Raw genomic sequence first — 12877 nt, 5'->3', positions numbered from 1 at the left:
GAGCGGCAGGCGGGCGCCGGCCACGGCCTCGCCGGTCACGGTGACGGTCTGCGAGATCGGCTTGGTGACGGAGACGAGCACCTGCGGCTGGATGGCCTTGCCGGCGAGTTCGTTCTCGATGAGCGCCTGCACGTCCTGCGGGCGGCGGCCGGCGACGGCGATCCGGCCGGCGTAGGGAACCGAGATGGAGCCGTCGCGCCCGACCGGCTGCTCGGGGATGAGGGCGGATTTCGAGCCGGCGGAGAAGCGGTCGGCGACGAGGGGGCCGGAGAACAGGCCGCCGGAGCCGGCCTCCCAGACGGAGACGGCGACCATGTCGCCGATGCCGATCAGGGGTTCGGCGGAGGGGCGGTGATCGCCGAACGAGGCGAGCAGGCTGTCGAGGGGCCGTCCGCGCAGGGCCTCGATGGTTGCGGGGTTGATGTCGATGATCTCGTAGCGGGCGAGCAGGCCGCCCCCGGCCTCTGGCACCTCGGCGCCGGCCTGGATCGCCGTGGCCGTCGGCCCCGCCGCTGGCAGCAGCGTGCAGCCCGACATCGCCAACGTGGCGATGCAAGCCGACGAAACGGCAAGGTTCCCCAAACGCATCATTCAGAAATCCGCTGTGCCGGGCCCGTCGACGCGGCCCGCCGCCCCATAAGGGGGCTGAAGGACTGCCATCAGCTTAACGGTGAATTGAGGCCGGTTCGAGGATCGCATCTTTCGCGGCCCGATGGCGTGCCATCTGCGCAACATTCATCCCCAACCCACTGCCGCGTTCTGCGCGACCATGATGCTGCCGCGTTTTTCGCGGCAGGACGGGATGACAGAACGCGGCGGGATTCGGCGCGACGGAGCGCCGTTCCGGCTCCGACGGTGCGCGATCGGAAAGTGTGGCTTTCATGGCATTGATCCCCGCCCCCGGCCCTCACGAGCGTGGCACCATGGGCAAGGCGGCCTCCCGCCAGGGCGGACGCCAGGTCTTCCTGTTCCTCCAGGGTCCGGTCACCCCCTATTTCGCCGACACGGCGAACGAGCTCGAAGCACGCGGCCACCGCTGCCTGCGGGTCAACCTCTGCTTCGGCGACTGGCTGTTCTGGCGCCGTCCGGGTGCGGTGAACTACCGGGGCCGCCGGGAGAACTGGCCCGCCTTCATCGCCGACCTGATCGACCGCGAGGGCGTGACGGACCTGATGTTGCTCGGCGAGCAGCGCTTCTACCACAAGGTGGCAATCGCGGCGGCCAAGGCGCGCAACCTCAACGTCACCGTGACGGATTTCGGTTATCTCCGGCCGGATTGGATCACCCTGGAGCGCGACGGCATGTCGGGCGACAGCTGCTTCCCGCGCGAGCCGGAGGCGGTGATGAAGCTGGCCGAGGGGTTGCCCGCGCCGGATCTGGAGCCTCGCTACGGCGACAGCTTCAAGACCCAGGTGATCTGGGACATCGCCTACCACATGCTCACCAACTGGCTGTGGTTCCTGTACCCGTTCTACCGCTCGCACCAGCTCTACCATCCGGGGCTCGTTTATCTCGGCACGGGCCTGCACATCCTGCGGGCGAAGTTCAGCTCGCCGAAAGTCGATCGGTTCGTCGGCAGGCTGAAGGCCGAGAAGGCGCCCTATTACGTGCTGCCCCTGCAGATGGAGAACGACTTCCAGCTGCGGGCCTACTCACCCTATTTCGACTTCAAGGCGCCGATCCACGCGGTGGTCGCCTCCTTCGCCAAGAACGCGCCGGCCAACAGCCGCCTCGTCATCAAGGCCCATCCACTCGATCCGGGGCTTCGCAACTGGGCGCGGATCGTCCGCCGCTCGGCCGCCAGGCACGGCGTCGCGGGCCGGGTGGATTTCGTGGATGGCGGCAACCTCGCCGTGATGCTCGAAGCCTCGAAGGGCTGCATCACCGTGAACAGCACGGTCGGCCTCTGGTCGATGCGCGTCGCGGTGCCGACGATCACCCTCGGCACGGCGGTCTACGACATCGAGGGCCTGACCTTCCAAGGCCCCCTCGACCAGTTCTGGACCGAGGCGACGCCCCCGCGCCAGGACCTATGGCACGCCTTCGTGCGGGCCATCGTCGGGCATATCCAGATCCGCGGCGTGTACTACGCCAAGGAGGGCCTCGCCGCCGCGGTGCAGGCGACGGCCTCGCGCCTCGACCTCACCGAGGGTGCGTGGCTCGAAATGCGCTCCCGTGCCCGCCGCAATGCCGCCGTGGCAGACCAGGCCGTGCCGGAGCACGGCTTCGAGTTCCAGAACGTCTGAGCCGGCCCTCGGCGGCGCCTATTGCCGCCGGAGCAGGTGGCGCGAGGCCAGCGACCAGACCTGCTTCATCGCCGCCTCGACCGTCGGTTCGCGACGCATCAGCCCCGCATCGCCCTCCGACAGCCGCTGGATGATCACCTCCGGCGGACAGGGCAGGCCGCTGCGCGGATCGACGTAGTGCGGGTAGACGATGAGCGAGGCCGCAACCAACTCGTCGAGAGTCACGCGCCGCGTCCGCCTCGGGCAGGCCGGGCTCTCCGTGAGGCCCCAGCCAGCATAGAAGGGCAGGCCGTGGGTCGTGACAGTCTTGCCGCGTAGCAGCGCCTCGAACCCGATCAGCGATGAGATCGTCTCAGTGTGGTCGGCGGCCTCGATGGCATCGGCTGCCGCCACATCGCGCAGGACGATATCCGCGTGGGCCGAGATTTCGTCCGGCGCCACCCGGCCCGGCCTGAGTCCGGCTTCCACGTCCGGGTGCGGCTTGAAGGCGATCACCGCGTCGGGATGGCGCTGGCGGGCGAGCTTCAGGAGGTCCACGTTGCGGACGACGGTGGCGCCGCAGAGCTTGATCGAGGCGTCGTTCTCCACCTGCCCGGCGACGAGCACGACCCGCGCGCCTTTCGGGAGGGCCGGCATCGGCGCCGCGCCGACATTGTACTTGCTGAGCTTGGCCTCCACGACCGCCGCGCGCAGGCGCTTGGCGCGCTCCAGCACGTCGGCGGGGAAGCCGCCCTCCTCCAGGAGCCGTTCGAGGTCGCTCGGCCCGCTGGCGTCGTAATAGATGCCGGTGGCGTCGATGACGTGCGAGGCGCCGGGGCGCAACGCCACGCCGAGGCCGATGGAGCGGATGAACCCGTCCTCCATCCGCAACAGCGGCACGCCGGCCGCGCGGCAGGCGGCGCCAAGGCTGTCCGGCGCGCGGCTCGCCCAGGCGACGACGCGCTCGTAGCGGGCGATCTCGGCGGGCTTCGGCTCGTGACGGGGGGCGGCGATGGCGGGGATCCGACCCGGCGAGGCCAGCGCCCGCGACAGCCAGCGCCGCTTCCACGCGGCGAAGCCGATGCAGAGGGTGCGGGCGGCGTTGGCGCGCTGCTCCTCGACGACGAGGCGCAGGATCGCCGCCGCCTCCTCGAACCGGCAGGTCTCGCCGCCATAGGGCTCGAAGTAGCGTGAGCAGATCAGGTAGACGGCCGCGAAGACCTCGACCGGGGTGCGGCTGCGGCTGCGCCGGATCGGATCGAGCCGGTCGTCGGTGAAGCCCCAACCGGCATAGAACGGCACGCCGAAACAGCTCACCGGCCGCCCCGCCAGCGCCGCCTCGAAGCCAATATGGCTCGTGACCACGTAGAGCCGCGCGGCGGCTTCGATCACCGACCACGCCTCCACCGGCTCATAGACGGCCCGCGCGCCGGCGCCCTCGATGGCGGCGCGTTCGAGATGGCCCATCGTCCCGGGCCGCGCGGCCGGGTCCATGATGACCACGCGGTCGGCCTCCGGGTGCTCGGCGGCGGCGGTCGCCAGCATGGTGGCGAAGCCCGTCTCGCTGGCGAGCCCGAAGCCGATGGTCGGGTCCTTCTGGACCTGATCGACGATCACCACGAGGGGCCGCGTCGTGTCGCGCCCGTCGAGGAGGGTCGCGAGGTTGGCGCGGCGGGGGTCGTTGTCGAGGCTGAGCCGCGCCTCGCGCAGCAGGGCGATGCCGGCCTCGGCGCGGGCCAGGATCTCGTCGTTCTCCCAGCCGCCCTCCTGGAGGATGATCTCCAGTTCGCTGCGCGCGGTGGCGTCGTAATAGATGCCGAGACCATCGACGATGGAGCTCAGCGGGCGCTGCGTGCGGGCGCCGGGTAGGCGCAGGAAGCCCTCGTCCCAGCGGTCGGCATGGCCGACCCGGCGCGAGACCGGCTCGCTGCCGAGGCGCCGCACCGGGCGGCCACCGGGCATCTCGATCTCCGAGAGCGTCCGGGGCCACAGGCGCTTGAGCTTGCCACCTTCCATCCGAGAATCATCCATCACCGGAACCGTTGAGCCGCACCCGCCGACGTGGATAACGGCCCGGAAGGCGAGGGTTTGGGCATAGCACCGCAGGGGGCCAGGCCGAAATGGCTTCCCCTCCGGCGGGGAGCACTCTACGAGGCCCGCGACGGCGCGCGGCCTTCCACATCGTTTCGACAGCGTCAAGCGAGACGGGACAAGGCCGCATGCCGGAGAGGGAAAGTGGGGATCATGGCGGAAATGACCAGCGGCAGGCCGGGCGGCGCCCGGTGAGGACGATTCTGATCACGGGGGCTTCGAGCGGCATCGGCGCCGCCCTCGCCCGCCATTACGCCGCCGCCGGAACCCGCCTCATCCTCGTGGCCCGCAACGCGCCGCGCCTGGAAGCCGTGGCGCGGGATTGCCGCGCCAAGGGCGCGGAGGCCGAGGTGGCGCGGGGCGACACCCGCGACCGGGCGGCGATCCGCCGGCTCCTCACCGAGGTCGATGCCCGCTCGCCCCTCGATCTCGTGGTGGTCAACGCGGCCATCAACGGGGGCGGCAAGGAGGGCCGGGTCGAAACCGAGGAGATGGCCTTCGAGACCGCCGACATCAATTACACCGGCTCGCTCAACGTGATGCTGCCGACCCTGAGCCTGATGCTCGCCCGGGGCCGGGGCCAGATCGCGCTCATGTCGTCGCTCGCCGCCTATGCGCCGCTCGCCGACGCGCCGACCTACAGCGGCGCCAAGGCGGCGCTGATCGCCCACGGCCTCGCCCTGCGCCAGAAGGTCTGGCCGCTCGGCGTGCGCATCAGCGTGGTGACGCCGGGCTACGTGAAGACGCCCATGGGCAGCGAGCTGAAGGGCTGGCGTCCCCTGGAGATGAGCGCCGAGCAAGCCGCCGCGATCATCGCCAAGGGCCTCGCGAAGGACCGGGACGTGGTGTCCTTCCCCCTGCCGCTGGCGGTTCTGGCCCGCTGCGTGCTGCTGCTGCCCGAATGGGTCCGGCGGGTCAGTCTCTCTGCCTTCAAGTTCAACCAGCGGTGACGGTCTTGCGGATCGCGCTCCTCGTCCTCGAAGCCCTGCCGAATGCCCGCACCGTGCGGCGCCTCGTGGCGGATCTCAGGCACGAGATCGTCCTCGTGGGCTTGTCCAACGCGGAGCGACCGTCGAGCGGCGGCCTGACGGGGCAGTTGCGCCGCCATCTCGGCCGCTCGGGCACGGGGATCCTGCCCTATCTCGCGGTGAATTTCGGCCTACCCGACCTGCTGCGCCCGCTCGCCCCCCTCACCCAGGCCGCCGCCGGCAGCGCCGAGGTGCCGGAGGCGACGCCGCTCGCGACCCTCTGCCGCCGGATGGGCATCCGCAGCGTGAAGGTCGATGACGTGAACGGGACGGAGATGCACCGCGGCCTCCGCGAGGCCGCGCCGGACGTGATCCTCACCTACCATTTCGACCAGATCCTGAAGCCGGAGACCATCGCGCTGGCGCGGCTCGGCGGGATCAACGCCCATCCCGGCCTGCTCCCGCGCCATCGCGGGCCGGTGCCGACGATCCACGCCCTCGCGGAGGGGCCGGATGCGTTCGGCATGACCCTGCACCGGCTCGCCGCCGCCATCGATGCCGGCGCGATCCTCGATCAGGAGGCCGTGCGGATGCCCGCCGACGTCACGGCGACCCGCGCGGCGATCCTGCTCCACCAGCACGGCCGCGCCATGCTCGACCGGCTGCTCGACACGGTGGCGGCGACCGGTGCCCTGCCCGAGGGACGGATGGCCGACGTCCTGCCCTATTGCCCGTTCCCCGACCGGACGATGCTAGCGAGCCTCAAGCGCAGGGGCCTGCGGCTCACCGATGCGGCGGATCTCGCGGCGGCGGCGAAGCTGTCACTCCGGTAGGGCGTGCCTCAGCAGGCGACCGCCCCCTGCACGCCGACATACAGGGCGTAGACGGAACGCGTGGAGGTCATCAGCAGCCGGTTCCGGCCCCGGCCGCCGAAGCAGAGGTTGGCGCAGCGCTCGGGGAGGCGGATGCGGCCGATCATCTTGCCCTGCGGTGAGATAATCACGACGCCGTCCTCGGCCTCGCCCATCCCCCAGCCGCACCAGAGGTTGCCGTCGGCATCGACGCGGAACCCGTCGGCCGTGCCCTTCCCGCAATCGAAGAACACACGTCCGTTCGCGGTCGCCCGGCCGCTATCGACCACGTCGTAGACGCGGATCAGCCGGTTCGGCTCGGCGCGGGCCTCGATGACGTAGAGCTTCGACTCGTCGGGGGAGAAAGCGAGCCCGTTCGGGCCGTTGATGCCGGCCACCGCCACCGTGGCGCGTCCCGTCGCGGGATCGATCCGGTAGACGTTCCCCGGCAGCTCCGGGGCCGCCATCCGCTCGTAGGGGTTCGGCCCGAAGGCCGGGTCGGTGAACCACACGGACCCGTCCAACCGGCAGACGATGTCGTTGGGCGAGTTCAGCGGCTTGCCGTCGAAGCGGTCGAGCAGGGTGGTCAGGCTACCGTCGTGCTCGGTGCGCGTGACGCTGCGGGTCTGGTGCTGGCACGTCAGCAGACGGCCCTCGCGGTCGCGGGTGTTGCCGTTGGCGAAAGACGAGCCCTGCCGGAAGACCGAGAGCCGGCCGGTCCCGGCCTCCCAGCGCATGATCCGGTCGTTGGTCACATCGCTGAACAGCAGCATGTCCATGTCGCCGAACCACACCGGTCCCTCGGCCCAGCGCAGGCCGGTGGCGATCCGCTCGATGGCCGCGAGGCTCAGCCGGTACTTGGCAAAGCTCGGATCGAGGATTTCCACCGCCGGGTCGGGCAGGCGCTGCGACGGCTCCCAGGCCGCCCTGGCGTTCCGCGCCGTGGTGAGGACGGCCCCTGCCGCAGCGGCCCCCGTCAGCACGAGCCTCCGGCTCACGATCTCCGACATGACGTTCCTCCGATGACGCGGCCCGTCTCGTGGCTCGTTCGCGAGCGCGGCGGGTCGTCGTTGCGCCTCATCGGTGGGACGGCGTCGCGGAGCTGTCCAACGTCAAAATTGGATCAATTGATGCGCTGCCCGCAACAATCGTTTCAGGCGCTGCCAGAGGAGCGCGCACGCCTGCGCCCATACCCGTAGAAGATCGCTAGGCCCAATCCGGTCCAGGCGGCGAGGCGCAGCCAGGTCTCGGCTGGCAGGGAGGCCATCAGGGCCGCGCAGGCGAGGAGCCCGAGGGCCGCGACGAGGTCGGCGGCCGGGACGCGGAAGGGCCGGTGCCGGTCGGGCTGGAGGCGGCGCAGGATCGGCACGCTGGCGCAGACGAGGCCGAAGGCCAGCAGCGTGCCGATGCTCACGAGTTCGCCCAGCACGTCGATGGGCACCAGCCCCGCCACGGCGGCGGTACAGAGACCGATGGTCATCTGGCCGTTGGCGGGCGCGCGGGTCTGCGGGTGGATGCGGGCGAAGACGTCGGGCAGCAGGCCGTCGCGGGCCATCGCGTAGAAGATCCGGCCCTGCCCGTAGAGGGCGGTGAGGGTCGAGGTGGTCAGCCCCACGAGGGCGCCGAGCTTCACGAACAGCGCGAAGCCGGGATGGCCGATGGTATCGACCGCCTTCGCGATCGGGTCCGGCACGCCGAGTTCGCGATAGGGCACGAGTCCGGTGAGCACGGCCGCGACCGCGACGTAGAGCAGCGTGCTCAAGACGAGCGAGCCGATCAGCCCCTTCGGCGCGTCGGATTGCGGATCGCGGCACTCGCCGGCCGCCGTCGAGACGGTCTCGAAGCCGATGAAGGCGAAGAACACCACCGCCGCGCCCCGGAAGATACCGCTCGCCCCGAACTCGCCGAAGGCGCCGGCATTCGCGGGCACGAAGGGGTGCCAGAGTTCGGGCCTGAGATGGGCGGCGCCGATGCCGACGAAGGCCAGGATGATCGCCACCTTCAGGGCCACCAGGGCGGCGTTGATGCTGGAGGCCTCGCGCACGCCCCGCGTCAGCAGGACGGTGAGGGCGAGCACCACGATCACGGCGGGCAAATCGATGAGACCGCCCGTCCCCGGCGCCGCGGCGAGGGCGGCCGGCAGGCGCAGGCCGAAATCTGCGAGCAGCGATTGCGCGTAGCCCGACCAGCCCGAGGCGACGGTCGCCGCCGCGAAGGCGAATTCGAGTACGAGGTCCCAGCCGACGATCCAGGCCGGCAGCAGGCCGAGGCTCACGCGGGTGTAGGCGTAGGTGGAGCCCGCCTCCGGGATCATCGCCGCGAGTTCGGCGTAGCACAGCCCCACCAGCCCGCTGACGAGACCGCCGATCAGGAAGGACAGGATCAGCGCCGGCCCGGCAAAGTGCGCGGCCGCCGTGCCGGTCAGGACGAAGATGCCCGCGCCGATGGTTCCGCCGAGGCCGATGCAGACGAGCCCCGGCGCGGTGAGCGCCCGTTCCAGGCCCCGGGAAGACCCGGCCGGCGCGCTCGATGATCCTGACATGCCTCTTCCTTCCATCGGTGGCGACAGGGCAAGTCCCGGGCCGGGGGTGGCATCAGCGCCGGTTTCGTGTATGGATCCCACAGCCTCGACCCGGTTGACCGGGCGGGGCTTGAACCGCTTGCGGCAGACCGTGCTGGACGACATCCCGGCTCAGGCCGGTCCGCAGGCTCAAGGCGCCCCGCAGGGCGCTCCACCGTACGAAACACCCGAAAGGTACGCGATGTCGATCACGGCAGAGCGCAAGACCGCGCTCATCAAGCAGCACCGCACGGATGCGAAGGATACCGGCTCCCCCGAGGTGCAGGTGGCCATCCTCTCCGAGCGGATTTCCAACCTGACCCAGCACTTCAAGACCCACGGCAAGGACAACCATTCCCGCCGCGGCCTCCTGAAGCTGGTCTCCCAGCGCCGCTCGCTTCTCGACTACCTGAAGCGCAAGGACGAGTCGCGCTACCGTTCGCTCATCGAGAAGCTCGGCATCCGCCGCTAATCTCATCCGACGCGGCTTCCGGGTTCCGGGGCCGCGTTCGACTTTGGCAGGTCCGGGCATGGGGCTCGGGCAGGCCGAACGGGCCGCCCCTCGCACGAGATCGGGGCAGGATCGCCGGGGGCTTCGTGAAGCCCCCCGTCGTCTTGCCCCCGCCGTGCCGGGCGTAGCCCGCCGCATGAAGGCAAGGACAGACAGACCATGTTCGACGTACAACGCGAAGAGCTGATGTGGGGCGACCGCAAGCTCGTCCTCGAGACGGGCAAGGTGGCCCGTCAGGCGGACGGCGCCGTCGTCGCCACCTACGGCGAGACCTCGGTGCTCGCCTGTGTCGTGGGCGCGAAGGAGCCGAAGGCCGGCATCGACTTCCTCCCCCTCACCGTGAACTACCAGGAGCGCGCCTACGCCGCCGGCCGCATCCCGGGCGGCTACTTCAAGCGCGAAGGCCGTCCCTCCGAGAAGGAGACGCTGGTCTCCCGCCTCATCGACCGGCCGATCCGCCCCCTCTTCGTCGAGGGCTGGCGCAACGACACGCAGGTCACGGTCACGGTGCTGACCCACGACCTCGAGAACGATCCCGACATCGTTGCCATGGTGGCGGCCTCGGCGGCGCTGACCCTCTCGGGCGTGCCGTTCATGGGCCCGATCGGCGCCGCCCGCGTGGGCTACGTCAACGGCGGCTACAAGCTGAACCCGCTCGTCACCGAGACCAAGGAGGAATCCTCCCTCGATCTCGTCGTCGCCGGCACGCAAGACGCGGTGCTGATGGTCGAGTCCGAGGCCAAAGAGCTCTCGGAAGACGTGATGCTCGGCGCCGTGATGTTCGGCCACAAGCACTTCCAGCCGGTCATCGAGGCGATCATCCGGTTGGCCGAGAAGGCCGCCAAGGAGCCGCGCGACTTCCACGCTCCCGAGAACGCCGATGTCGAGCAGGCCGTCCTTGAGGTCTGCGAGGCCGAGCTGCGCGCCGCCTACACCAAGACGGTCAAGCAGGAGCGCTACGCCGCCGTCGATGAGGTGAAGGCCAAGGTCATGGCCGCCCTCTGCGCCGAAGGTGCGGAGAAGTTCCCGGCTGAGAAGGTCAAGGCCGCCTTCAAGGAGGCCCAGTCGAAGGTGGTCCGCTGGAACATCCTCGACACCGGCTCGCGCATCGACGGCCGTGACGTGAAGACCGTCCGCCCGATCCTCTCCGAGGTCGGCGTGCTGCCCCGCGCCCACGGCTCCTCGCTCTTCACCCGTGGCGAGACGCAGGCCCTCGTGGTCGCGACCCTCGGCACCGGCGAGGACGAGCAGTTCATCGACGCGCTGGAAGGCACCTACAAGGAGCGCTTCCTGCTCCACTACAACTTCCCTCCCTATTCGGTGGGTGAGACGGGCCGCATGGGCTCGCCGGGCCGTCGTGAGATCGGCCACGGCAAGCTGGCGTGGCGCGCCATCCGTCCGGTTCTGCCGCCGGCTCACGAGTTCCCGTACACGATCCGCGTCGTGTCCGAGATCACCGAGTCGAACGGCTCGTCCTCGATGGCCTCGGTCTGCGGCGGCTCGCTGTCGCTGATGGATGCGGGTGTCCCGCTGCGCCGTCCGGTGGCCGGCATCGCCATGGGCCTCATCCTCGAGGGTGAGCGCTTCGCGGTCCTGTCGGACATCCTGGGCGACGAGGATCACCTCGGCGACATGGACTTCAAGGTGGCCGGCACGGACGAGGGCGTGACCTCGCTCCAGATGGACATCAAGATCGCCGGCATCACCGAGGAGATCATGCGGGTCGCCCTCGACCAGGCGCGGGACGGGCGTGCCCACATCCTGGTGGAGATGGCCAAGGCCCTCACCGCCGCGCGTCCGGAGCTCGGCGAGTACGCGCCGCGCATCGAGACCATGCAGATCCCGACGGACAAGATCCGCGACGTGATCGGCACCGGCGGCAAGGTGATCCGCGAGATCGTCGAGAAGACCGGCGCCAAGATCAACATCGAGGACACCGGCATCGTGAAGATCGCCTCCGCCGACGGCAAGGCGATCAAGGCGGCCTATAACTGGATCCGCTCCATCGTCGCGGAGCCCGAGGCCGGCACGATCTACGACGGCACGATCGTCAAGTGCATGGAGTTCGGCGCCTTCGTGAACTTCTTCGGCGCCAAGGACGGTCTCGTCCACATCTCGGAACTCGCCGCCCAGCGGGTCGCCAAGGTGACGGATGTCGTCAAGGAAGGCGACAAGGTGAAGGTGAAGTTCCTGGGTCAGGACGACCGTGGGAAGATCCGCCTGTCGATGAAGGTCGTCGATCAGCAGACCGGCGAGGACATCACCGACAAGATCAAGGCGCAGCGCGACTCCGAGCGGTCCGAGCGCGGCGACGAGCCGCGTGAGCCCCGCGAAGGCCGCGAGGGCGGTCGTGAGGGTGGCCGCAGCCACCGTGGCGAGCGCCGCCGCGAGGCGGGCGAGTAATCGCCCTCCCCTCCACGATCTGACGTGACGACGAAGCACGGTCCCCTCGGGGGCCGCATTTTCGTTTGCGGCGCCGCCAGGACGGCACCGCACGGAACGCCCCGGCCCCCTCCGCGTTCGCCCCGCGATTGGAAGCGGAGGAGCCCGATGGCCCGAGACATGATCCACGACATCTTCAGCGGCACACCGAACCTGAGCACGACGGAGCGGGCGGTGTCCGTGGCCCTCGGCCTCGGCATCGCGGCGGCGGCCGCCCAGCCGCGCCCGAACAAGTGGCTGAGCCTCGCGGCGCTGGTGGTCGGCGTCGGCCTCGCCATGCGGGGCGCCACCGGGCATTGCGCCGTGAAGTCGATGGCGAACGAGTTCTGAAAACGAAAAAGGGGCGCCCAGGGCGCCCCTTCCTTTAGCCCGCTGCGGCGGGGCTTCTCAGTAGGTGGTGGTGCGGCGGCTCGCGACGAAGCCGTAGATGGCGAGCACGATCACCGCGCCCACGATGGCCCCGATGAAGCCCGCGCCTTGATTCGGCCCATACCAGCCGACCGCCTGACCGATGAAGGTCGCGACGAAGGCGCCGACGATGCCGAGGATCGTGGTCAAGATGAAGCCGGCAGGCTCGTTCGGCCCCGGCATGATGAACTTGGCGATGACCCCCGCCAGGAATCCGATGATGATGGTCCAGAGAATGCCCATGTGTCTCCCCGCTTTGGGCCGCTGACGCCCTCTGAACGTTTGGATTTTCCAACCGGTTGCTCCGACTCGTCATCGTGGTGCGGATTTTTTTCGCGGTTCCCGTCTGCGACACTGGTGACCGCGCCCGCCCTTTACGCCAAGCCGTCCTCGGCGGCAGATACGCCGCCGCCGGACGGCGTCCGGCGAACCCTTCAGGATGGACGGAGAGAGCGTATGGCGATCAGGCGGATCGAGCCCGGGGCACGGATGTCCCAGGGCGTGGTGTATGGCGATACCGTCTACCTCGCCGGGCAGGTGGCCGACGAGCCGGTGGGCCGGGGCGTCACCGCGCAGACCCAGAACATCCTGGAGCAGATCGACCGCCTGCTGGCCGCCGCCGGCACCGACAAGGAGAAGCTCCTGACGGCCACGATCTACCTCGCCGACATCTCGCACTTCGCCGAGATGAACGCCGCCTGGGACGCCTGGGTGTCGAAGGAGAACCCACCGACCCGCGCCACCGTCGAGGCGAAGCTCGCCGCGCCGGAATACCTCGTCGAGATCGTCGTCGTCGCCGCGCGGGCGGCCTGAACGTGGCG

General features: G+C 69.9%; 12 protein-coding genes. 7 read left to right on the top strand and 5 right to left on the bottom strand.

Annotated features, from left to right (window positions below; all coding sequences use genetic code 11):
* The coding region (locus tag MKK52_RS20620; RefSeq protein WP_243957113.1) for a polysaccharide biosynthesis/export family protein at positions 1-591 on the bottom strand (591 nt) is incomplete at its 3' end.
* Positions 592-881: 290 nt separating this feature from the next.
* Between MKK52_RS20620 and MKK52_RS20615 the strand changes: the two genes are divergently transcribed.
* Positions 882-2246: a capsule biosynthesis protein gene (locus MKK52_RS20615; protein ID WP_243957112.1), complete on the top strand. Its 1365-nt coding sequence runs from the start codon at positions 882-884 to the stop codon at positions 2244-2246.
* Between the two features lie 18 nt (positions 2247-2264).
* On the opposite strand, the gene MKK52_RS20610 is transcribed toward MKK52_RS20615, so the two are convergent.
* Positions 2265-4241 (bottom strand): capsular polysaccharide biosynthesis protein, encoded by a 1977-nt coding sequence (locus MKK52_RS20610; RefSeq protein WP_243957110.1) that lies wholly within the window; start codon positions 4239-4241, stop codon positions 2265-2267.
* 266 nt (positions 4242-4507) lie between these two features.
* Between MKK52_RS20610 and MKK52_RS20605 the strand changes: the two genes are divergently transcribed.
* Together MKK52_RS20605 and MKK52_RS20600 are read left to right on the top strand one after the other, a co-directional pair.
* The gene (locus MKK52_RS20605; RefSeq protein WP_243957108.1) at positions 4508-5266 is read left to right on the top strand and encodes an SDR family NAD(P)-dependent oxidoreductase; all 759 of its coding nucleotides are present in this window, start codon (positions 4508-4510) and stop codon (positions 5264-5266) included.
* Complete coding sequence (locus MKK52_RS20600; RefSeq protein WP_243957106.1) at positions 5263-6117, top strand: formyltransferase family protein; 855 nt, start codon at positions 5263-5265, stop codon at positions 6115-6117. The genes MKK52_RS20605 and MKK52_RS20600 overlap by 4 nt, the downstream gene beginning before the upstream one ends.
* 8 nt (positions 6118-6125) lie before the next feature.
* Here the strand turns inward: MKK52_RS20600 and MKK52_RS20595 are convergent, their stop codons facing one another.
* Together MKK52_RS20595 and MKK52_RS20590 are read right to left on the bottom strand one after the other, a co-directional pair.
* A complete protein-coding gene (locus tag MKK52_RS20595; protein WP_243957104.1) occupies positions 6126-7145 on the bottom strand; it encodes an SMP-30/gluconolactonase/LRE family protein in 1020 nt (339 codons plus the stop codon).
* Between the two features lie 143 nt (positions 7146-7288).
* Positions 7289-8677, bottom strand: a complete 1389-nt coding sequence (locus tag MKK52_RS20590; RefSeq protein ID WP_243957102.1) for an APC family permease — start codon at positions 8675-8677, stop codon at positions 7289-7291.
* Between the two features lie 220 nt (positions 8678-8897).
* Between MKK52_RS20590 and rpsO the strand changes: the two genes are divergently transcribed.
* The 3 genes from rpsO (at position 8898) to MKK52_RS20575 (ending at position 11978) form a co-directional block, all read left to right on the top strand.
* Positions 8898-9167, top strand: a complete 270-nt coding sequence (gene rpsO, locus MKK52_RS20585) for a 30S ribosomal protein S15 (RefSeq protein WP_243957100.1) — start codon at positions 8898-8900, stop codon at positions 9165-9167.
* 198 nt (positions 9168-9365) lie between these two features.
* Positions 9366-11609, top strand: a complete 2244-nt coding sequence (gene pnp, locus MKK52_RS20580) for a polyribonucleotide nucleotidyltransferase (RefSeq protein ID WP_243957098.1) — start codon at positions 9366-9368, stop codon at positions 11607-11609.
* Positions 11610-11756: 147 nt separating this feature from the next.
* Positions 11757-11978, top strand: coding sequence for a YgaP-like transmembrane domain (locus MKK52_RS20575; protein ID WP_243957096.1), 222 nt, complete (start codon positions 11757-11759; stop codon positions 11976-11978).
* A gap of 57 nt (positions 11979-12035) precedes the next feature.
* Here MKK52_RS20575 and MKK52_RS20570 read toward each other — a convergent pair whose 3' ends face one another.
* Complete coding sequence (locus MKK52_RS20570) at positions 12036-12299, bottom strand: GlsB/YeaQ/YmgE family stress response membrane protein (RefSeq protein ID WP_243957095.1); 264 nt, start codon at positions 12297-12299, stop codon at positions 12036-12038.
* 213 nt (positions 12300-12512) lie between these two features.
* Between MKK52_RS20570 and MKK52_RS20565 the strand changes: the two genes are divergently transcribed.
* The gene (locus MKK52_RS20565; protein ID WP_243957093.1) at positions 12513-12869 is read left to right on the top strand and encodes a RidA family protein; all 357 of its coding nucleotides are present in this window, start codon (positions 12513-12515) and stop codon (positions 12867-12869) included.
* The last annotated feature ends 8 nt before the right edge of the window (positions 12870-12877 follow it).

Source organism: Methylobacterium sp. J-067, assembly GCF_022829465.1.
GTDB lineage: Bacteria > Pseudomonadota > Alphaproteobacteria > Rhizobiales > Beijerinckiaceae > Methylobacterium > Methylobacterium litchii.
This window is presented reverse-complemented; position numbering and strand designations above follow the sequence as displayed.

Coding starts and splice junctions, on each gene's coding strand:
- MKK52_RS20615 (WP_243957112.1), top strand. CDS start 882: ATGGCATTGATCCCCGCCCCCGGCCCTCACGAGCGTGGCACCATGGGC.
- MKK52_RS20610 (WP_243957110.1), bottom strand. CDS start 4,241: ATGGAAGGTGGCAAGCTCAAGCGCCTGTGGCCCCGGACGCTCTCGGAG.
- MKK52_RS20595 (WP_243957104.1), bottom strand. CDS start 7,145: ATGTCGGAGATCGTGAGCCGGAGGCTCGTGCTGACGGGGGCCGCTGCG.
- MKK52_RS20590 (WP_243957102.1), bottom strand. CDS start 8,677: ATGTCAGGATCATCGAGCGCGCCGGCCGGGTCTTCCCGGGGCCTGGAA.
- rpsO (WP_243957100.1), top strand. CDS start 8,898: ATGTCGATCACGGCAGAGCGCAAGACCGCGCTCATCAAGCAGCACCGC.
- pnp (WP_243957098.1), top strand. CDS start 9,366: ATGTTCGACGTACAACGCGAAGAGCTGATGTGGGGCGACCGCAAGCTC.
- MKK52_RS20575 (WP_243957096.1), top strand. CDS start 11,757: ATGGCCCGAGACATGATCCACGACATCTTCAGCGGCACACCGAACCTG.
- MKK52_RS20570 (WP_243957095.1), bottom strand. CDS start 12,299: ATGGGCATTCTCTGGACCATCATCATCGGATTCCTGGCGGGGGTCATC.
- MKK52_RS20565 (WP_243957093.1), top strand. CDS start 12,513: ATGGCGATCAGGCGGATCGAGCCCGGGGCACGGATGTCCCAGGGCGTG.